The sequence below is a fragment of the Novosphingobium sp. genome, from assembly GCF_041915465.1.
Classification (GTDB): Bacteria; Pseudomonadota; Alphaproteobacteria; order Sphingomonadales; family Sphingomonadaceae; genus Novosphingobium.
Map to the genome: position 1 here is coordinate 65,947 of NZ_JAYSBK010000003.1, position 20,237 is coordinate 86,183.

A 20,237-nucleotide genomic window follows, 5' to 3' on the forward strand; every position below is an offset into this window, starting at 1 on the left:
AGCTAGTCGCAGCGGGGTGGGCCTGTTCTAACCCGCCAGCATCACCTTGACTTCGCGGCGCAGCAGCTTGCCCATTTCGTTGTAGGGCAGCGCGGGCGCGAACAGGATCTTTTCCGGCACGCGGCTGGAGCGCAGGCGCGTGCGGACCAGGTCCTTCAGCTCGTCCTCGGCCGGGTGGTCGAACCCGCCGCGCACCACAACGGCAAGGCCCACCGCCTCGCCCCATTCGGCGGAGGGGATCGCCACGGCGGCGGCATCGGCAATCGCGGGATGTGTCAGCAGCACGTCCTCGATCTCGCCCGGCGAGATATTTTCGCCCCCGCGCACGATCACGTCGTCGGCCCTGCCGGACAGGAACAGGTAGCCGTCCTCGTCGAGGTAGCCCGCATCGCGGGTCGGGAACCAGCCGTCGGCATCAAGCGCGCTGCGTTCGCGGTACTGGCCGGAAACCTGATCGCCCCGCACATAGATTTCGCCCGCCTGGCCCGCAGGAAGCACTTCGCCTTCCTCGCCCCGGATTTCCAGTTCGATGGTGGGCAGCGGAATGCCCACCGAGGCGAGCCGGGCGCGGACCTTGGGATCGTCCGAACGATGCGCGGCGCGGTGTTCTTCCGGCCCCAGCAGGGCAACGGTCGAACTGGTCTCGGTCAGCCCATAGGCATTGGTAAAGCCGGTGTCCGGGAACAGGTCGAGCGCGTGGCTGATCAGTTCCAGCGGCATCTTGCCCCCGCCATAGGCAATGGCCTTCAGCGAGGAGATATCGGCCTGCACGCCCTTGTCCATCGCGTGGATGATGCGGCTGAGCATGGTCGGCACGACGAAGGCGTTGGTGACCCGCTCGGCATCGACCAGCTTGAGCCAGGCATCGGGCGCGAAGGCCGGCAGCATCACGATCCGGCGCTGGGCATAGATCGACGATAGGGCCGCCGCGATCCCGGCGATGTGATAGGGCGGCACGGAAACCAGCGCGGCCTCGCCCTCGTCCGCCCCGGCGAATTCGACCGTGCCGAGGATGTACGAAACAAGGTTGGAATGGCCCAGGATCGCCGCCTTGGGCGCGGCAGTGGTGCCGCTGGTGAACAGCTGGATCGCGATGCCTTCGCCAGTATCGTATTCCGCATCGGGCGCGGCAACCGCTTCCTGCACGGCGAGCGTAAACTCGGCGCGGGGATAGACCACGTGTCCCTGATCGGGCGCAAGGCGCTCCACCCGCGCGGCATCGCCGATCACCAGCGCCGGGGCGATCCGCCCCAAGAGCGCGCCAAGATCGGCATCGGCCAGACGGTAGTTGAGCGGGCAATAGGGCACCCCGGCCAGCGCCGCGCCGAACATCGCGATGACGCTCGCCTCGCTCGATTCGTCGAGCAAGGCGACGAATTCGGCCCCGCTGTCCCGGATCAGTTCGCAGGCGCCGCGCGCCGCATCCAGCAGCTCGCCATAGGTCCAGCGTTTGCCGTCGCAGACGAGGGCAATGCGGTCCCCAGCGGCCTCGGCCGCCATTTCCAGAAGAAGCGCGATGTTCATGGCGTGTCTTGCCGCTCCGCTCAGTCGGACGCCGGAAGCGGCTTGGCTTCCTTGAGCACCAGCGGCGCGCCATCAAGCGTCAGCGTGCCCTTGCCGGGCTTGACGCAGAGCAGTTCGACCGTCCCGGCCTCGTCCACGTAACGCTTGCCCATCACCGTGCCGCCCGACAGCGCCGGATTAAGTTCGCCGCCCTCGCCGCCGCTTTCGCTTAAGGGCGCACCGCCGCAGGCCAGCGTGCCGCTGCCGTAACGAATGACCACCACCTCGCTGGTGCAGGCCGTGCTTTTCAGACGGGAACCGGGCTTCATTGTATCTCTCCTACAAGGTTTGCCTGCTGGCCTTAGCCAGCGCGAAATAGTCGTGGGCGGCGCTTTGGAACAATGTGGCGACGCGCGCCACATCCGCAATCTTTTCCGGATCGGCGATCACCCCCATGTCGAGGTTGTCGCCATAGCGGCGCGATGTGATGTTGAGGAACCGCCCACTACCGATGATCGGCACCGGGTAATTGTGCAGCTGGCGGTATCCGGCCAGGGTGCGCAGCGGCGTCGGCACCGGCACGTTCGACAGGGTGACATTGCCCGGCAGCACGCGCGCCCCGCCTGCCGTGCGCTCGGCAAACATGGCGCGGCGATCGCGCGCGCCAAAGGGTTTTTCGAGCGCACCCAGCAGCGCCTCGTCATGGACGGTGCGCGCCTTTTCCCCCGCCATCGCGGCCTGGATTGCGCGCAGCCGCTCGATCGGATCAGCGAGGTGCGTGGCAAGGTGCGGATGCTGGGCCACGATCCGGTTGCCGAACGCGCCATGCTCCGCGCGGCGATAGGACCGCGCCGAATTGACCACAAGCGGCGTGTCGGGAAGATCATCGATCTCGATCAGATAGGCGCGCAGGGCCGAGGCCGCGCAGGCCAGGAACAGGTCGTTGACCGTGGCGTCCAGCGTCTTGGCGGCCGCCTTGAACGGCGCCAGCGGCAGGCTGAGCGGCACATAGCTTCGCCGCGCCGAGGTTGGCCCGCTAAGCTTCAGCACCGGGGTTTCGGCGCGCTGGTCCTTGAACGCTTCCAAGGCCGCGAGCGCGGCCTTGCGCGCGGCGGACTGCGCAGCGCGGGCCGGTTCCTTGGCGGCAAAGCGGGCCTCGGCCAGCGCGCGCCATTCCTCCGGCGAAGGCAGCGCAGCATCGGCGGTGCGCGCGGGCGCGGGCGGCGCCTCGTCGCTCAGCAGGCGCAGCACTTCCTGAAAGCCGATCCCGTCGGCCACGGAATGGTGCAGCTTGAAGAACAGCGCGGCCCGATTGCCCGGAAGGTTCGCAAACAGGTGCGCCTTGAACGGCGGGCGCGACAGGTCGAGCCGTTCGAGGTTGAGCACGGCCAGCGCCGCATAAAGCGCCGCCATGTCGGGCGTCGGGGTATCCTCGGCCACCACGTGAGCGGTCATGTCGGCGCTGGCGACATCGGCCCAGACATCGCTGTCGTAGCCTTCCGGCGCCTGGACCAGCCGGGCCAGCAGCGGGGTGGCGGGCAGGCGCTCGGCCAAATGCGCGCGCAGGCGCTCCAGCAGCGCGCCCTTGTCGGCTTCCGGCACTTCCAAGAGCAAGAGCGCGCCCAGGTGCATCGGCGAGGCATCGGTTTCCGACAGGATCATGAAATGATCGTCGGGCCGCAGCCGCCGCACACCGGGGACAAGCTCTTGCGTCATCGCCGCTTCTACCAGCCCGCCAGCTCAGCCGCGCGGGCGCGGTGCGTGGCGGGGCTGCCCAGCCAGGCACGGTTGTGGACCGAGCGGCGGAACCAGTAATTGAGGCCGTATTCCCAAGTGTAGCCGATCCCGCCGTGGGCGGCGATCGCGGCGCGGGTGGTGCGGGTATAGACCTCGCACAGGTGGGCCTTGGCCATGGCCGCGGCGCGGGTCGCATCCGGCAGGGCGGCATCCCAGGCATAGGCGGCATACCACACCTGCGCGCGGGCCGGCTCCACATCGAGCGCCATGTGCGCCAGCTGGTGCTTCAGCCCCTGGAAGCGCCCGATCGGCTGGCCGAACTGCTCGCGGGTCTTGGCATAGTCGACCGACAGGTCGGTGCAGTGCTGCGCGCCGCCCAGGCTGTCCGCCGCGATCAGCACCAGCGCCGCATCGCGCAGGCGCTGCACCATCGGATCGCCCGCGCCATAAAGCGGGTGCGCCGTGACCATGCCGAACCGGACCCGCGATACCGGGCGGCTGCGGTCTGTCGCCGTGACGGGTTCGATCTCGACCCCGTCCCCGGCCTCGACCAGCTGCAATCCGCCCGCGCCGTCGTCGGTCAGGAACAGGTGCGCCGCGCGGGCGCAGGAGACCAGTTCGCCATCGAGCGCGAGGGCGACAACCTGTTCGCCGCTGGCGATATCGCCCAGCAGTTCGCGGGTCGCCGGATTGGCGCAGCTTGCCACGGCGATGGCAGCAATGATCTGGCCGATCAGCGGCCCCGGCGCGGCCTGTTCGCCCGCCACTTCGCAGACCAGCGCGGCATCGAGCAGGCCCAGGCCCGCGCCGCCGTCCGCCTCGGGCAGGGCCAGGCCGCCGATGCCCAGCGCCATCAGCGCCTGCCAACTGGCGGGATCGAAATCGGCCTCACCTTCGGCAAAGGCGTGGATCCGCTGCATGTCCCAGCATTCGCTGAGGGTGCCGCGCACCGCATCCTGGATCGCGACCTGTTCGGAAGAGAGATGAAAGCGCATGGCCTACTTCTCCCCGCTGAGCGCGAGATCGCGCGGCAGGCCAAGGCCACGCTCGCCGATAATGTTGCGCTGGATGTTGCTGGCTCCGCCCGCGATGGAATTGCCAAGGCTGCCCATGATCTGGTCGAGCCACTTGTTCGGCCCGCGTGGCCCGCGCGCCCCGCGCCCGCCAGCGCCCTCCGGCTCAACCATTCCGGCCTCGCCGATCAGGTCCTGCGCAAGCAGCGCGATATCGTGGCCGATCTCGGTCAGCAGCAGCTTCATCATCAGCGCCACCGGCCCTGGATCGTCTCCCGCCGCCGCGCAGGAGAACAGGCGGAAGCTGGTATAGCGGTGCGAGAGCACGCGGCCCTCGATCTCGGCCAGCCGGTCGCGCACCACGGGATCGCCGATCCGGCCCATCTCGCGGGCGAGTTCGACCAGCTTCTTGAACTGGTTGCCCAGCCCGTCAGCGCTGCCGATGCTGGCGCGCTCGTGCTTGAGCGTGGTGCGGCTGACATACCAGCCCTGCCCGCGTTCCCCCACCTGCCAGCTGACCGGGGTTTCGGCATTGTCGAAGAAGAATTCGCAGAAGGTGTGGTTGCCGCCCTCACCCGTCATCTGCCGGATCGGGCGGCGCGTGATGCCCGGCTGGTTGAGGTCCATCAGCAGATAGGTGATGCCATCGTGCTTGGCTGCATCGGGTTCGGTGCGCACCAGCATGAACATGTGGGTCGCTTGCATGCCCTGGCTGGTCCAGATCTTCTGGCCGTTGATGATCCACTTGGTCCCGTCGGCCGAAAGTTCGCCCTTGGTGCGGACCGAGGCCAGGTCGCTGCCCGAACCGGGTTCGGAATAGCCCTGGCCCCAGATGTAGTCGCCCTCGATGGTCTTGCGGATGAACAGCTCGCGCTGCTCCTCGGTGCCTTTTTCCAGAAGGGTCGGGACAGTCATGTTCACGCCGTTGCCGCCGACTTCCATCGGGGCGCGGGCGCGGGCGAATTCCTCGCGGATCACCTGGGCGCGGATCACGTCGACCGGCTGTTCGGAGCCGCCGTAGCGCTTTGGCACCGAACGGTAGAGATAGCCGCGCTCAACGCCCGCACGGCGGAAGCTGCGCACGAATTCCCTCAGCTCGCTCCCGCGCCGTTCGCCCGGCTGCCAGTATTCCTTGAGGAAGCCGCGAACGTCCTTGCGGAACGCTTCTGCCGCTTCGCCATAGCTCAGGTCCATTGACAAAACTCTCCCGTTGCGGTCCGTGGGACGCGCGCTTGCTATGCCCTACTTATATTACTAGGTCAAATATGTCGATGCATGAGGACACCCACTTGAGCGAAGCAAAAGACCACCCTTGGCCGCCCCGCTACTACGAAGCCGAAGGGCCGGTTCTCGTGCCCACGGCGCTGGCACGCAGCCCGTGGGACCCCAAGGCAATCGCGGGCGGGCCGGTCAGCGCGCTGCTCGCCAGCGGGGCGGAAGATGCCGCGCTGGATGCTGAATTCGAGATCGCGCGCTTCCAGGTCGATATCTTCGGCAAGGTGCCGCACCAGCCGCTCAGCCTTGAAAGCGCGGTACTGCGCGATGGCCGCCAGACCAAGCTGCACCGCATCACCATGCTGGCCGATGGGAGGCCTGTGGCGCAGGCGCACATCCTGCGGGTGCGGCGGCTGGAAACGCCGATCTTCCCCGTCCCGCACGATTACCCCGCGCCCGAAGCCGTGCCGGTGCAGGAAGGCCCGCGCGGCGCGCGCATGGGCGGCGCGATCACGCTGCGCCGAGTGCTCGGCGGTCCAGGCATTCCCGGACGCGGCATTTCGTGGCTGGCGATGGAGGGCGAAGTGATCGGCGGGCGGCCATCGTCGAATTTCGTCAAGGCCTGCCTGTTCGCCGATTTCGGCAACGGCTTCGGCAATGCCACCGATGCGGGCGAATGGTCCTATGCCAACCTCGACATCACGATCCAGTTCCTGCGCATGCCGGTGGGCGACTGGTTCCTGCTCGATGCCGAAACCCACATGGCGGGCAACGGCCATGGCACCGCGCGCAACCAGTTCGCCGACGAACAGGGCGTCTATGCGCGCGGCTTCCAGACGATCTTCGTGGCGCCGGGGCACCTGTCGAAAAGCGTACCGCGCCCGCCCGCCTGAGCGGACGGACGCGGCAAACGCGTCGGAATGTGCTTAGTCCTTGGGCTTGTTCGCCTCGCGCCAGATCAGCGCGCTGGCCTGGGTGGACAGGCCCATGTTCAGCGCCTCGGCATCGAACTGCGCCTCGAACGACCAGTCCTCGGCGTTGTTGAGGTTCTGCTTCATGTAGCGGAAGCCCATGCGCGGCCCATTGGCCAGGCGGTGTGCGGCCTTCAGCGTTTCGGCCCGCAGCACCTCGTCGTCGAACAGGCGGGTGTAGAGGCCCTTGGCGAAGGCTTCCTCACCAGTCAGTTTTTCGCCCAGCAGAAACAGCTCGCGCGCCACGCCCGTGCCGACGATCTTGGTCCAGAACCAGGTCGAACCGAAATCGCCGCCCGCGCCGATCTTGTCGAACGCGGTGAGGAAAGTCGCCGAGCGCGCGGCAAAGCGCAGGTCGCAGGCCCCGGCAATGCCGATTCCCGCACCCGCGACCGGGCCGTTGACCATGGCGATGGTCGGCTTGCCCATTTCGTGGAGCAGGCGCGATGTTTCCATAAAGCCGCGCAGCCGGGCATAGCCCTGCTCGGCCCGGCTGCCGGTTTCGGGGTTGGCGGGCACGATCGCCTTGTCGGCCCCGCCTTCCTTGAGGTCGCCCCCGGCGCAAAAGCCGCGGCCCGCCCCGGTGACAACCACGCAGCCAACCGAACCATCGCGCGCGGCGTCCGCCACAACGTCGGCGAGCGGCGCCATGATCGAGCCGGTCAGCGCGTTCAGCCGGTCTGGCCGGTTGAGGGTGATGATGCGCACACCACCCTCGTTCTCGATCAGGACTTCATCGCTCATCAGCCGCTTATTCCCCGCCCAGTTCCCAGTGCCGCGCCATCATCCGGGCAGCGGTTTCGGCCAGATCGGCCGGAACCTCCGGATAGAGCGGCAGCGGCTTGTCCTTGCTCGGCAGGGCGATGGTCGCGGTCGAGCGGACCGTTTCCTCGCCGCGCTGGTTCACGAACTTCACCGCCACGTCGACCAGGTTCTGCCCGTTTTCGGTGCGCTTGCCCAGCACTTCGCCGGTGACGCGCTGGACGTCGCCCATGAAGTTGAACTTGCGGATTTCGTCGTGGACGTGGGTGATGATGCCGTCATCGCCGGCCCAGTCGTTGAGATACTGCCACAGATAGTTTTCGCGCATTACCCCATAGTCATAGGCCATCGGATTGCCGATCGCCTGCGACCACACCGGATCCCAGTGCAGGCGCTGGGCAACGTCGGGAATGCCGTGCTCGTTCTTGACGTAGAACGCCGGGATACGCTGGCGGTTCTTGTGCGCGCGGCGGTTGGCGGTGGGGGCATAGGGGGTGAAGCCATAGCCCGCCGCGTGGAAACAGATCACGTCGGTCACGGTCAGCGGCCCCTTGATCTGCAAGCCCAGCGGATCGCCCTTCTCGACGTCCTCGAAATAGCGCTTGGCGCTGCCCTGCACCTGTTCGGCGGCATAGGCGGCCTCGATTTCCTGCCATTCCTCGTCGGTATAGGTGGCGGGCTGGATCGACAGGTTCTTGCCCTTCTTCACGGCGGTCTTGCGCTCGGTCAGCACGCGCAGGATGTCATAGGTGGCGACCACTTCGGCGCGCTGGTTCACCTTCACGCGGCGGCTGGTGATGATCACCGACTGGCCGGCGAATTCCGACTTCTTGACCTCGCAGGTCAGATCCCCGCCGTAGCTGTAGATCGTGTCGCCCGGACGCACCGGACGATAGAAGTTGTACTGCGAGCCCGACACGAACACGTGAATGCCCTTGAACAGGCTTTTCTTGAGGGCGCGGACATGGTCGGGCGTGGGATCGCCCTTCATCGTGCGGTTGATCTGGCCGACCATCATGCCCGGCGCGATCACGCCGCCCCAGCGGGTCTTGCGGGCATAGGCCGGATCGGTGAACAGCGGATTGTCATCGCCGCAGCCATAGGCCCAGTTGCGAATCGAATCTTCCGACGCTGTCTGGACATATTCGTTCTGCTTCATCGGTTCCCACACGCCGATCAGCTGGCGCTGGCGTTCGATATCCGCCTCGGAAATCTCGTAAGCGGTGGCCTTCTGCCACTCTTCGCTCTGTTTGATATCGGTCTTCGTATCGCTCACGGCATTCGCTCCTTGATCCCAGTTGTATAACTAGGTAATAGAACCCGACAAAGCAGGCAAGGATGTTTTCAGGATGACCGAAGTGAGGCGGATCAGCGACGCGCTGAAGGTGCGGGCACAGCACCAGCGGGACGAGATCGCGCACGATGGCATCAACCGGCAGATTACCTATGCCGAGTGGGACCGCGAGGCGGACGAGATCGGTGGCGGGCTGGCGGCGGCCGGGCTCCAGCCGGGCGACCGCGTGTTCCTGCCGATCAGCAACGCCCATGCGGTGGAGATGGCGATCGCGGTGTTTGCGGTGTTTCGCGCCGGCGGAATCGCCTGCCCGATCAACACGCGGCTCAATGCCAAGGAAATCGCCGACTTTGCGGACCTCACCACCCCGCGCTGGTGCATCACCGACGTGCCGGATGTGGTCGCGGGTCTGAAGCTGGATGGCTGCTGGACGGTGGATACCATGCCGCGCAATCTGGCGGCCCTGCCCGATCAGGCCAGCCTCGATCCCGAAGCCGACGCCGAAATCCTCGGCACCAGCGGCACCACGGGCAAGATCAAGGGCGTGGTCGTTTCGCACCCCGACCTGATGAAGGGCGTGACCGGCACCAACATGGACAAGTCGCGCTCCACGCTCAACGCGCTGCCGTTGACGGGCTCGGGCGGGAACCTGGGCATCGTCATGCTGCCCGCGCGCGGCGGGGCGACCGCGATCACCCAGCCCAAGTTCGACCCCAAGGGCTTCCTTGAACTGGTCAGGGAAAAGCGCCCGAACCTGGTTTACCTCGTCCCCTCGATGCTGCGGCTGATCCTCGATCATCCGGACGTGGCGGACTATGATTTCGCGGGCGTCAAATATCTGATGACCGGCACCGCGCCGCTGCCGCACGATTCGGTGAAGCGCGCAATGCAGCTCTGGCCGCACGTACGGATGCGCAACAGCTATGGCATGTCGGAAGGCGGGATCGGGATCGGCACGACCAGCGCGGAACAGGTGCTCAAGCCCGGCTGCGTCGGCAAGCTGCCCCCGCACATGCAGATCCGGGGCGAAGACGGCGCCGTCATCACCCAGCCCGGCGTGGTCGGCGAAATCTATGGCTACCAGAAGCATCCGCGCCGTTACTGGAACGACCCGGAGGCGACCGCGGCCAGCTTTATCGGCGGGTGGACCAAGACTGGCGATCTTGGCTACGTCGATGCCGATGGCGATCTCATCATGGCCGGCCGTTCCAAGGAACTGATCATTCGCGGCGGCTACAACATCACCCCGCTGGAAATCGAAACCGCGCTGCACCTGCATCCGGCGGTGCAACAGGCCGCCGTGGTTGGTGTCGAGCACGAGGTACTGGGCGAGGATATCGCCGCCGCCGTCACCCTGCGGCCGGGCCAGACGGCCACGCCGGACGAGATCATCGCCTTCTGCCGCGAGCACCTGGCCGATAACAAGGTGCCGCGCACGCTGGTGATCCTGGACGAGATGCCGCTCAATCCCAACGGCAAAATCCTCAAGAAGGAACTGGTCGGTCCGCTGACCGCCGCTGCCAAGGCCCGCCGCAAGGCAGCCTGACGACGCGCTGCGGACCGGGTCAGCTGTGGCCCAGCACCGGATGGGGCAGGTAAGGCGCTTCGAGCGCTGCGATTTCTTCCGCCGTCAACTGCAGATCCAGAGCGACCAGCGCATCCTCAAGCTGGGCAAGCTTGGTCACGCCGATGATTGGCGCAGTGACCTCGGACTTGGCCAGCACCCATGCCAGCGCGACCTGCGCCATCGGCACACCGCGCGCAGCCGCAATGGCCGCCACGCCCTCCACCACCTGCCGGTCACTGTCCGCCGTGCGGGCATAGAGCATCTTACCAAAACGGTCGCTGTCCAGACGAGCCGTCACCTCGCCCCACGGGCGGGTCAGACGGCCGCGCGCCAACGGGCTCCACGGGATCACCCCGATGCCTTCCTCGGCACAGAGTGGCAGCATCTCGCGCTCTTCCTCGCGGTAGAGCAGGTTCAGGTGGTTCTGCATCGACACGAACCGAGCCCAGCCGTTGCGCTCCGACACAAGCAGCGCCTTCTGGAACTGCCAAGCATACATCGATGAGGCGCCGATATAGCGCGCCTTGCCCGCACGCACGATGTCGTTAAGCGCCTCAAGCGTTTCCTCGATCGGAGTCTCGTTGTCCCAGCGGTGGATCTGGTAGAGATCGATGTAATCGGTGCCGAGGCGGCGCAGGCTGTCGTCCACGGCCTGCATCAGCGCCTTGCGCGACAAGCCGCCCTGATTCGGCCCCTTGCCCCATGCACCCCAGGCCTTGGTGGCGATCACCACTTGGTCACGCCGCGCGAAATCCTTGAGCGCGCGCCCGGTGATCTCCTCTGAAGCGCCATCGGCATAGACGTTGGCCGTATCGAAGAAGTTGATCCCGGCCTCAACCGCGCGAGCGATTATCGCGCGGCTTGCGTCCTCGTCGAGTACCCATGGATGGGCACCCTTCCCTGGCTCGCCAAAACTCATGCAGCCAAGGCACAGCCGCGACACTTTGAGGCCGGTGCGGCCGAGACGAATAATGTTCATAGTCATTTCAGCTGATCGAACGGCACGTCCTTGTCCATCCGCACTTCGCCCGGCATGCCCAGCACGCGCTCGGCGATCTGGTTGCGCAGCACCTCGTCGGCCCCGCCCGCGATGCGCATAACGGTCGAATAGATGTAATCGTATTGCAGGTCGGGCGTGCCGCTGTCGGATGGATCGGCCGCGATCGCGTCCAGCCCGCGCAGTTCCATGCCCAGGCCCAGCACCTTCTGCTGCCGCCCGGCATAGGCCAGCTTGATCATCCCCGCCATCGCGCCGGGGTTCTCACCCTTCGACACCATGGTGCGCAGCCGCGCCTGGAAGAAGCGTTCGCCCTGTTCCTCGGCGAGGGCATCGGCCAGGGCAAGGCGCACGGCCTTGTCATCCAGCATGGTCGAACCATCGCCCGCCGGGGTGCGCCCCGCCAGTTCGAGCAGCGGCTCCACCCCGCTGCGGTGCGCGCCTGAACCCAGCCGCTCGCCCATCAGCACGGTCATGCAGCAGGACCAGCCCTCACCCACCGCGCCGATCCGGTTGGCATCGGGGATGCGCACGTCGGTGAGGAAGGTCTCGTTGAATTCGCTCATCCCCGAAATCTGGCGGATCGGGCGCGTTTCGATGCCGGGCGTCTTCATGTCGACCACGAAGAAGGTCAGCCCCTTGTGCTTGGGCACGGTGGGATCGGTGCGAACCACCAGGATGCCCCAGTCGGTCAGGTGCGCCCAGCTCGACCAGACCTTCTGCCCGTTGACGATCCAGTCGCCCGAACCATCGTCGGCGCGCACCGCCTTGGTGCGCAGCGCGGCCAGGTCCGACCCGGCCGAGGGTTCGGAGAACAGCTGACACCAGGTCAGATCGCCCTTCAGCGTCGGCTCGATAAAGCGGGCGCGCTGTTCGTCGGTGCCGTGCTTGGCGATAACCGGCAGGGCCATGCCCGTGCCGATCGAGGTGAACGGCCCCTTAGGCAGGTGATATTTGCCTTCCTCTTCGGCAAAGATCACCGCCTCGATGCCGGACAGGCCGCGCCCGCCCAGCGCCTTGGGGAAGGTCAGGCCCGACCAGCCGCCGGTATAAAGCTCGCGCATCCAGGCGCGGCCACGCTCGGCCTCGTCCGTGTCGGCCAGCTTGATGCCGGTGGGCAGTTCATGGGCAGGGGCGTGCGCAGCCAGCCAGCTTTGCGCCTCGGCGCGGAAGGCGGCTTCGGCGGGGGTATCGTTGAAATCCATTTCAGGCAGCCTTTTCTTGCGATCCGCTTTGGGCGTTCAGCAGGCGGTTCGCCCAGTATCCGCGATTGCCGACGATCACCGCCAGCATCCGCTCGCGCCGGTAATAGAAGTGGCAGTTTGCCTCGAAGGTGTAGCCAATCCCGCCATGCACCTGCAGGTTCTCCCGCGCGGCCAGTTCGAAGGCCTTGATCGCGGTGAGCCGCGCAGCGGCGGCAGCGGCTGGCAGATCGTCAGCCGAAGCCTCCGCCGCCCAACCCGCGAAATAGGCGTTCGATTTCGCCAGTTCGATGGCCACCGCCACGTCCGCCAGCTTGTGCTTGATCGCCTGGTAGCCGCCCAGCGGACGGCCGAACATCTGCCGCTCCATCACGTAATTCCGGCCCATGGCGAGGCAGGCTTCCGAACCGCCCACCGCCTCGAACGCGGCTTGCACCGCTGCACGGTCAAGCAGGGTGGCAAGCAAGCCCTTGCCAGGCAGAGCTTCGGCCTCGGCGCCGTCGAAGTCGATCCGGTAATGGCTGCGCAGCTGGTCGAAACTGTCGAGCTTCGTCCGCGTGACGCCCGGCTGATCGAGCCGGACGAGCGCCAGCCCCTCACCCACCTGCACCACGGCGACACTGGCGATCCCGGCATCGGCCACCGGCTGCTTGGTGCCGGTCAGCTTGCCGCCCGTAAGCTTCGCGCCCTGTCCCAGTACCGGCCCCGGCCCTTCGGCGCTGGCAAAGCAGGCGATCACTTCGCCGCTGGCCAGCTTCGGCAGCCACTCGGCCTTCTGCGCCTCGCTGCCTGCCAGACGGATCGCATCGGCGGCCAGCACGATCGAGGAGAAGAACGGCACCGCCGCGTTGACCCGGCCCAGTTCCTGCGAAATCACCCCCAGGTCCAGCTCGCTCATGCCAAGCCCGCCAAAGGCCTCGGGAATGTTCGCGCCAAGGAAGCCCATTTCGCCCAATTCGCGCCACAGCGGCTCGTCCCACTCCGCGCCCGCGTCGATGAGCCCCCGCAGGTGATCATAGGGCGTGCGTTCGGCCAGCAGGCCGCGCGCCTGTTCGGCCAGCATTTTCTGTTCGTCGGAAAGATCGAAATCCATCAGCCCAAATCCTCATACCAGGTGGTGGCAAGCCCACCCATCGCATCGGCCATGATCGCGGTTTCGCGCACGACGCGGTTGTGACACAGCTGCACGGCCGCCGCGAAATCGACCGCGTCGGCGGCAATCGCCTCGGCCAGGGCGGCACGCGCGCCTTTCAGGTTAGCCGGGGCGCTGGGCATCAGCGCCCGGATTTCGGCCAGTTCTGCCGCATCAAAGGCTGCGCCGTGGCTGGCGCGCATCCGCCAGAACTTCACCAGCCGCGCCAGTTCCTTGGCCTTGGCGGCAGCGCGCTGGTTACCGGCGGCGGGGACGATATCGTCCCTCAGATCGGCCAGCGCGGTGGCAAAGAAGCGGTCGGTCCAGTCCGGCTCGCATACCGGCAGTTCCGGCTCGGTCACCGCGATCCCGGCGAGCTGCGCCACCGAACGGACGATCACCCGCTTGTGCATCGTGCCGAACAGCAGGCCGGTGCCGGTCGCGCCGATGCTGGAGCCTTCGGCGCTCGCCAGCGCGGTGCTGGGGACCGAGAACGACAGCTGGAAGTAGAGCCGGTGATACTTCACCCGCGCAAGGTCGACCGGCTGGCCGCTCGCCGCCTCATAGGCCGCGAACACGTCGGCCATCGGAACGAACGGCTGGATCAGGCTGCGCACCCAGATCTGCGCCAGATCTTCCATCGGATCGCCCAGATGGGTCAGTTCCCAATCGACCAGCGCGGCGATTTGATTGCCGTTGAACAGGAAATTGCCCGGCCCGGCATCCCCATGCAGCACCACGGCGGGGCCGCGATCGGCGGGCACGTTGCGCGCCAGCCACGCCAGCGCGATCTGGAACACCGGGTCGGCCCCGGCGGCCAGGTTGTCACGCTGCCATTTCGCCACGTTGGCGCGGATCCGCTGGGCCGGAGGCTCGCTCGCATCGCCCAGCGCGGCAAAGGCCGGATCGCTCGCATCCAGCCGGTGCAGCGCGGCCAGTTGGCCCACGAATTCGCGCGCCAGCGCCGCCTTGTCCTCGGCCTGCGGAAAGCGGTCATTCCCGCTGACAAATTCGCTGAGCAAGGCCAAGTGCGAGGGGAAGGCGGCAACCAGGCGGGCCACCTTCACCCCCGCGCCGCGAAACTTACCGGAGAGAGCGGCCAGAATCGCGGTTTCTCGTTCAAAATATGCCAGGCGCGAGGCATCACCGGCCCGTGCGTCCCAGGCGAGATAGCAGTGCTTTTCGGTGCCATCAGGGCTCCGCAGCGTCACTTCCGCGCCTTGCCGCGATGCACCGCCGCCCCCGCGCGCCTGTTCGGCGGCGATGACACAGCCCGTGCGCTGTTCTACCTGTTCGCGCAGGGCCGCGGGGATTGCACTTGCCATCATCACTCTCAGTTATATAACTACGTTACACACCACTCATGAACACATCGCACGCGGGAGAGTCAAGCGTGAGCTACGAAACCATCCTATTCGAAGTGGCCGATCATGTCGCCACGATCACCCTCAACCGGCCCGAGGCGATGAACAGCTTCAACCGCCAGATGATGGATGAATTCAAGGCCGTCTGGCACGAAGTTTCGTGGAATGACGACATCCATGTCTCGGTCCTGCGCGCCGCGCCGGGCCGTGCGTTCTGCACCGGGGTCGACGTGAAGCAGGAAGCGGGCGGGCGCCCGGCGGTCGATCTCGACAACATCTGGCACTGCTATGATCCGGGCGACGAGCTGGGGCCGAAATCGCAGAACTGCTGGAAACCGATGATCGCGGCCGTCCACGGCATGGCGGCGGGCGGGGCGTTCTATTGGCTGAACGAGGCGGACATCATCATCGCTTCCGAGGACGCCACCTTCTTCGATCCGCACGTCACCTACGGGATGACCAGCGCGCTCGAACCAATCGGCATGACCTACAAGATGCCGCTGGCCGACGTGCTGCGCATGGTCCTGCTTGGCAATGACGAGCGGATGAGCGCCGAATACGCCAAGTCGATCGGGCTCGTCAGCGAAGTGGTCGCACTGGATGACCTGTGGAACCGCGCGCACGAACTGGCGCTGCAGATCGCGGCCAAGCCTCCGGCGGCGATCCAGGGCTCGATCAAGGCGATCTGGACCAGCCTCGACATGCCGCGCTCGGTCGCCTTGGCCAACGCCCTCAAGTACCCGCAGATCGGCAACCCGGTCGGCGTGCCGCAGGTCGACCGCGCCGCGTTGATGGCCAACAAGGCCAAGAAATACAAGCTGCGCTGAGCCAAGGACCGCAATGACCCATCCCCGCCTCCACGCCGCCGTCGATCCGGCGCGGCCCGCCGTGATCATGACCGATGGCTCGCCGGGCCTGACCTATGGCGAGCTGGAAGACCGCGCCAATCGCGGCGCGCACCTGCTGCGCAGCCTGGGGATCGGGCGCGGGGATGGCATCGCCTATTGGCTGCCAAACTGCCCGCAGGTGTTCGAGGTCTATTGGGCGGGCCAGCGCGCCGGCACCTATATCACCCCGATCGCCACCGCGCTGACGGCGGGCGAGGCGGACTATATCGTCGAAAATTCTGGCGCAAAGCTGCTGGTGGTCGATCCGGCGATCCCGGGCGTCGCGGGGCTGACCGCGCGCGACGGGCTGACCGTGCTGACGCTGGCGCAATGGCGCGATGCGCTGGCCCGCCAGCCCGGCGGGCCAATCGCGGATGAAAGCGCGGGCTTTCACATGGTCTATTCCAGCGGCACCACCGGGCGGCCCAAGGGCGTGCGCCTCCCGCTGCCCGAAGGCGAGGTGACGGACGAACATTCCATCGCGGTGCAGATCGGCGGCAAGTACGGGGTCGGCCCGGGCGACACCTACCTTTCGCCCGCACCGCTCTATCACACCGCGCCGCTGGCCTATACCACCACCTGCCACCGCCTCGGCGCGACCGTGGTGCAGATGCCGAAGTTCGATCCCGAACAGGCGCTGGCCGCGATCGAGCGCTACAAGATAACGATGACGCAGATGGTGCCGACGATGTTCGTGCGGCTGCTCAAGTTGCCCGAAGAGGTGCGGCGCAAATACGACCTGTCCTCGCTGCGCACAGTGGTCCACGCCGCCGCGCCCTGCCCGGTGCCGGTCAAGCACGCGATGATCGAATGGCTGGGGCCGATCATCTACGAATACTACGGCGGATCGGAAGGCAACGGATCGACCGCGATCACCAGCGAGGAATGGCTGAAAAAGCCCGGCTCGGTCGGCAAGGCCAGCTGGGGCACGGTCCATATCTGCGACGACGAGGGGCATGAGCTACCCGCCGGAGAGCAAGGCACGGTCTATTTCGAAGGCGGCTGGGACTTCCGGTATCTCGGCGACGAGGCCAAGACCCAGGACAGCCGCAACCCGCACCACCCGGCCTGGTCGACGCTGGGCGATGTCGGCTATCTCGATGCCGACGGCTATCTCTTCCTGACCGACCGCAAGAGCTACATGATCATTTCGGGCGGGGTGAACATCTATCCGCAGGAGGTCGAAAACCTGCTGATCACCCACCCCCGCGTGGCCGATGCAGCCGTGATCGGCGTGCCCAACCCCGATTTTGGCGAAGAGGTGAAAGCGGTGGTCCAGCCGCTCGATCCCGCCGATGCGACCCCGGCCTTCGCGGCCGAACTGATCGCGTTCTGCCGCGCACAGCTCAGCCCCGTGAAATGCCCGCGCTCGGTCGATTTCGATCCGGCGCTGCCCCGGCTCGACAATGGCAAACTCTACAAGCGGCTGATCAAGGACCGATACCGGTAATCAGGCGGGTTCAAGCCGCACTTCGGTACGCCCGCTGAGGTTCACCGCAAAGCGGGCTGTGCCCTGCGCATCGGCCACCAGACTGTCCGTCGTGGCCCCGCTCAGGCGGTAGGTCCGGCCCGGCTCCAGCTGCGACAGCGGAATGGTCTGCACGCCCTCATCCCGCCCCGGATAGAATACCGCATCAAGCGCCGCACCGTCACTCCAAGCGCGGGCGACCAGCACTTCGGGATAGGCGGCGGTTTCGATCATCGGCCCAGCCAGCGCGCGCTTCGAAGCGCCGTGCGAAAAGGTCCGCGCGAAATCGCCGGTGCGCATCAGCGAACCCATGATCGCCGTAGCGTTCGAGATGTTGGATGCCTTGCGATAGCGCAGCACGCCATCGTCGCGGGCCGGCATGCAATCATGCTCCAGCCCGGCAAGCGCGGCGGCGGCGAGCCGCTCGTCGCCAAATTCGCGCGCCGCGACCAGATAGGTGCCATAGGCGCCCGCGTGGCCGGCGCGATAGTTGCCCGCATCCAGCCCTTCGCCGGGCATGGCCATGCGCAGCTTCCCGCCCTCATCCTCGACCAGCAGCGGCTCGATCTCGGTGCGAGCGATGGCCCATTGCTGGCGCGCGCGCTGCGGCAGGAAGGCGCTTTCGAAGAACGAATAGCCCGCCTCGCCCACCGGAAACGGCACCGGCAGCCCGGTATATTGCGACCGCAGCCCGACCGTCGAACCCGAAGCGTCGGTGAACTCGGTTTCCAAACCCTTGAGCCAGGCCGGCAGGTGGCGGCCGATCAGGTCGGTGCCCAGCAACGCATCGTGGGCCTGCAGCGAGAGCATCCCGTAATGGTTGCAGATCGGGTAGATCCAGTTCGGCTCGCAGGCGAACTGCCCGAACTCGGCGCTGGCATAGTTGCGCTCGACCGAACCGATGATCGAGCGGAAATCGTGGCGCCATTCCTTGCGTGCATTAAGCCGGAAGGTCAGACTGCCGGGTTCGAGATAGCGCCGATCGCCGCTTGCCAGCATATAACCGCCGACATGCGCGCCGAACCAGCCGGTCAACATGATGTTGTCGCGCTTCGCCGGATCCCAGTCGGTAAAGTTAAAGTGACCCCAGCAACTTTCGAGCACCCAGTAGTACCAGACCTTCTTTTCGAGATACTTCTCTATCAGATTGCGCTGGGCCTGGCCCATGTAGCCGCGAAAATTGGGGACGTAGTTGGCCTGGGCAATCGCCAGGGCAAAACCCATGTGATTGATCTGGTAACGCAGCGCAGCGGGCTGGAACTGGTCGATAATGGTGAAACCGTCGAAACTTGCGACCGGCTGGAGCGTGCGGTCGAGCAGATAGCGCAGCCCGGCCAGCTGGTCCGGCGTCAATTCGCGCGAAGCCTCGCAGGGTACGTCGCGCTGCTGCCGCGCCACTTCGGCCAGAGCCTTGGGCAGGAATGCCTCCCGCGCCAGAGCACGCTCTGCCCCGGCCAATGCAGCCTTGCGATTGCGCGCCCGAAAACTGAGGCCAATCGCCGCCACCGCCGTCGCAGCAGCATAGGGGCCGCCGTTCCAGGTGCTTTCGCCGGCAAGCGATCCCGCCAGCAGGGCCGCCCCACCCCACACGATCAGCGGCGCGATCACCGCCCCCGCCCAGAACCACGCGACCAGCGATGCCACGAACAACACCAGCGTCAGCGGGAACAGCAAGCTCCACCACCCACCGAGCGCAAGGAACCCGCCGCCCGGCAACCACAGGCCCAGCCCCGCCGCCTTCAGCGCGGGTGAAAGGCCTAGGACATGCGGAGCCAGCCCGATCGCACAAAGCGTGAGCCAGACCGTCCAGGTCCGCCGCTGGATCCGGGCCGTGGCCGTCCCCGTCCCGCCGCGCGTCTGGGGCAGACGCGTCGCATCGAAATCTACGGCGAGTGTGGCCATCAGTCCCTCCAGCCCAGCGATCCGCAGATCGACTTGTGCAACACTTGTTCCAAGGCGCTCTCCGAACGAGCAGTCCGCGCCGCATCCGATGTGGCCGCTGCCGCTGCGCCAACAAGCCCGAGGGCGGTTAGATCGACCGCGACAAGGACCACGACAATGCGTTTCCATTTCAGTATTTTTGGCGTGGCTTGCGGCTGACCTGGCCGCCATTCGACCGCGGCATCCGGACGCCACGCGCGGACAATTCCCAGTCGCCGCGCGAGCGTCCGGACTGGTGCTAGGAGCTGCGACAGCAGGAATATTGCAAAGGCGCAGCACGCCATGATCCCAGCCCTCCCTCTCGTTCACCCCAACGTCGGGGCAGACAAACACAGCGGGTGGACGGTGTCAAAACCAAAGGGCAGCGAAGGCGCAGCAGCAAAGCACGCTGCACGACTGGCGGAATGCCCGATCGGGTCATTACCTTGGCAAGGAAATCCAGGCCGAGGATGCCCTCAGGATGCCAGTGTCGAACCTTCGAACGGCACAATCAGGCGTACCGGCACAGCGCAGACAACAAAAAACCCCGCCGAAGCGGGGTCTTGTGTTGGTTGCGGGGGTAGGATTTGAACCTACGACCTTCAGGTTATGAGCCTGACGAGCTACCGGGCTGCTCCACCCCGCGTCACCATGCCCCAAATGGGGCCAAAATTCCCGGAATCAAGCTCCGGCAAAACAAAAAAAGGGCCACTGGGGCCCTTCAAGCGCAGGCCTAAAGGCCCTGACATGTGAATGGGTTTCGTTAAACCGTTGCCCGCCTGCCATAATGCCTGGCGACGTCCTACTCTTCCAACGCTTGAGCGTTAGTACCATCGGCGCTGTCAGGTTTCACGGCCGAGTTCGAGATGGGATCGGGTGGGTCACTGACGCTATGGCCACCAAGCAATAAAGCAGGCGGAAACGGTTTTTAATCGATGCACTTCTTGAGGCGTCTCTGACTGATATCGTCCGACGATCGCAGACAACCTCAGGGCTGTCATTGATGGTGGGATTCATCAAGCATGATCAGAGTTATTAGGACTGGTTAGCTCCACACGTTACCGCGCTTCCACATCCAGCCTATCAACGTGATGGTCTATCACGACTCGAAGATACCTTATCTTGAGGGAGGCTTCCCGCTTAGATGCTTTCAGCGGTTATCCCGTCCATGCATAGCTACCCTGCTGCGCGGCTGGCGCCACGAC

At 66.0% G+C, this 20,237-nt stretch carries 16 protein-coding genes, 1 tRNA gene and 2 rRNA genes; 4 read left to right on the forward strand and 15 right to left on the reverse strand.

All coding sequences use genetic code 11. The annotated features are described in order from the left end of the window. Positions 1-27: 27 nt before the first annotated feature. From ACE3SN_RS01415 to ACE3SN_RS01435, 5 genes are read right to left on the reverse strand one after another with little or no spacing between them, the layout of a single operon-like run. On the reverse strand, positions 28-1,524 hold the full coding sequence (locus ACE3SN_RS01415) for a class I adenylate-forming enzyme family protein (protein WP_374526954.1): 1,497 nt from the start codon (positions 1,522-1,524) through the stop codon (positions 28-30). Positions 1,525-1,544: 20 nt separating this feature from the next. Continuing rightward, complete coding sequence (locus tag ACE3SN_RS01420; RefSeq protein WP_374526955.1) at positions 1,545-1,832, reverse strand: hypothetical protein; 288 nt, start codon at positions 1,830-1,832, stop codon at positions 1,545-1,547. A gap of 10 nt (positions 1,833-1,842) precedes the next feature. Next, positions 1,843-3,219 carry a wax ester/triacylglycerol synthase domain-containing protein gene (locus ACE3SN_RS01425; RefSeq protein WP_374526956.1) on the reverse strand — a complete coding sequence of 459 codons (1,377 nt, stop codon included), beginning with the start codon at positions 3,217-3,219 and terminating at the stop codon, positions 1,843-1,845. Positions 3,220-3,227: 8 nt separating this feature from the next. After that, positions 3,228-4,235, reverse strand: coding sequence for an acyl-CoA dehydrogenase family protein (locus tag ACE3SN_RS01430; RefSeq protein WP_374526957.1), 1,008 nt, complete (start codon positions 4,233-4,235; stop codon positions 3,228-3,230). A 3-nt stretch (positions 4,236-4,238) separates the two neighbouring features. Further along, on the reverse strand, positions 4,239-5,447 hold the full coding sequence (locus ACE3SN_RS01435; RefSeq protein WP_374526958.1) for an acyl-CoA dehydrogenase family protein: 1,209 nt from the start codon (positions 5,445-5,447) through the stop codon (positions 4,239-4,241). 95 nt (positions 5,448-5,542) lie between these two features. On the opposite strand from ACE3SN_RS01435, the gene ACE3SN_RS01440 reads away from it, so the two are divergent. After that, positions 5,543-6,361 carry a thioesterase family protein gene (locus tag ACE3SN_RS01440; protein ID WP_374526959.1) on the forward strand — a complete coding sequence of 273 codons (819 nt, stop codon included), beginning with the start codon at positions 5,543-5,545 and terminating at the stop codon, positions 6,359-6,361. 33 nt (positions 6,362-6,394) lie between these two features. On the opposite strand, the gene ACE3SN_RS01445 is transcribed toward ACE3SN_RS01440, so the two are convergent. Continuing rightward, positions 6,395-7,183 carry an enoyl-CoA hydratase-related protein gene (locus ACE3SN_RS01445; protein ID WP_374526960.1) on the reverse strand — a complete coding sequence of 263 codons (789 nt, stop codon included), beginning with the start codon at positions 7,181-7,183 and terminating at the stop codon, positions 6,395-6,397. Between the two features lie 7 nt (positions 7,184-7,190). Continuing rightward, a complete protein-coding gene (locus ACE3SN_RS01450; RefSeq protein WP_374526961.1) occupies positions 7,191-8,477 on the reverse strand; it encodes a MaoC family dehydratase N-terminal domain-containing protein in 1,287 nt (428 codons plus the stop codon). 73 nt (positions 8,478-8,550) lie between these two features. On the opposite strand from ACE3SN_RS01450, the gene ACE3SN_RS01455 reads away from it, so the two are divergent. Further along, positions 8,551-10,041 (forward strand): class I adenylate-forming enzyme family protein, encoded by a 1,491-nt coding sequence (locus tag ACE3SN_RS01455; protein ID WP_374526962.1) that lies wholly within the window; start codon positions 8,551-8,553, stop codon positions 10,039-10,041. Positions 10,042-10,060: 19 nt separating this feature from the next. Here ACE3SN_RS01455 and ACE3SN_RS01460 read toward each other — a convergent pair whose 3' ends face one another. From ACE3SN_RS01460 to ACE3SN_RS01475, 4 genes are read right to left on the reverse strand one after another with little or no spacing between them, the layout of a single operon-like run. Continuing rightward, a complete protein-coding gene (locus ACE3SN_RS01460; protein ID WP_374526963.1) occupies positions 10,061-11,041 on the reverse strand; it encodes an aldo/keto reductase in 981 nt (326 codons plus the stop codon). 2 nt (positions 11,042-11,043) lie between these two features. Continuing rightward, entirely contained in the window at positions 11,044-12,264 is a 1,221-nt protein-coding gene (locus ACE3SN_RS01465; protein ID WP_374526964.1) for an acyl-CoA dehydrogenase family protein, read from the reverse strand. A gap of 1 nt (position 12,265) precedes the next feature. Continuing rightward, positions 12,266-13,354, reverse strand: coding sequence for an acyl-CoA dehydrogenase family protein (locus ACE3SN_RS01470; RefSeq protein WP_374526965.1), 1,089 nt, complete (start codon positions 13,352-13,354; stop codon positions 12,266-12,268). After that, positions 13,354-14,721, reverse strand: a complete 1,368-nt coding sequence (locus ACE3SN_RS01475; RefSeq protein ID WP_374526966.1) for a phosphotransferase family protein — start codon at positions 14,719-14,721, stop codon at positions 13,354-13,356. Before ACE3SN_RS01475 ends, ACE3SN_RS01470 begins: the two co-directional genes overlap by 1 nt. Positions 14,722-14,786: 65 nt before the next feature. Between ACE3SN_RS01475 and ACE3SN_RS01480 the strand changes: the two genes are divergently transcribed. Next, complete coding sequence (locus ACE3SN_RS01480) at positions 14,787-15,584, forward strand: enoyl-CoA hydratase/isomerase family protein (RefSeq protein ID WP_374526967.1); 798 nt, start codon at positions 14,787-14,789, stop codon at positions 15,582-15,584. 13 nt (positions 15,585-15,597) lie between these two features. Next, complete coding sequence (locus ACE3SN_RS01485; protein ID WP_374526968.1) at positions 15,598-17,094, forward strand: acyl-CoA synthetase; 1,497 nt, start codon at positions 15,598-15,600, stop codon at positions 17,092-17,094. On the opposite strand, the gene ACE3SN_RS01490 is transcribed toward ACE3SN_RS01485, so the two are convergent. The 4 genes from ACE3SN_RS01490 to ACE3SN_RS01505 all read right to left on the reverse strand — a co-directional run. Next, positions 17,095-19,014: a hypothetical protein gene (locus tag ACE3SN_RS01490; RefSeq protein WP_374526969.1), complete on the reverse strand. Its 1,920-nt coding sequence runs from the start codon at positions 19,012-19,014 to the stop codon at positions 17,095-17,097. Positions 19,015-19,601: 587 nt separating this feature from the next. After that, positions 19,602-19,678 (reverse strand) — tRNA-Met (locus tag ACE3SN_RS01495). 143 nt (positions 19,679-19,821) lie between these two features. Continuing rightward, positions 19,822-19,936, reverse strand: a 5S ribosomal RNA gene (gene rrf / locus ACE3SN_RS01500). A 112-nt stretch (positions 19,937-20,048) separates the two neighbouring features. Then, positions 20,049-20,237, reverse strand: a 23S ribosomal RNA gene (locus ACE3SN_RS01505); the annotation flags it as partial.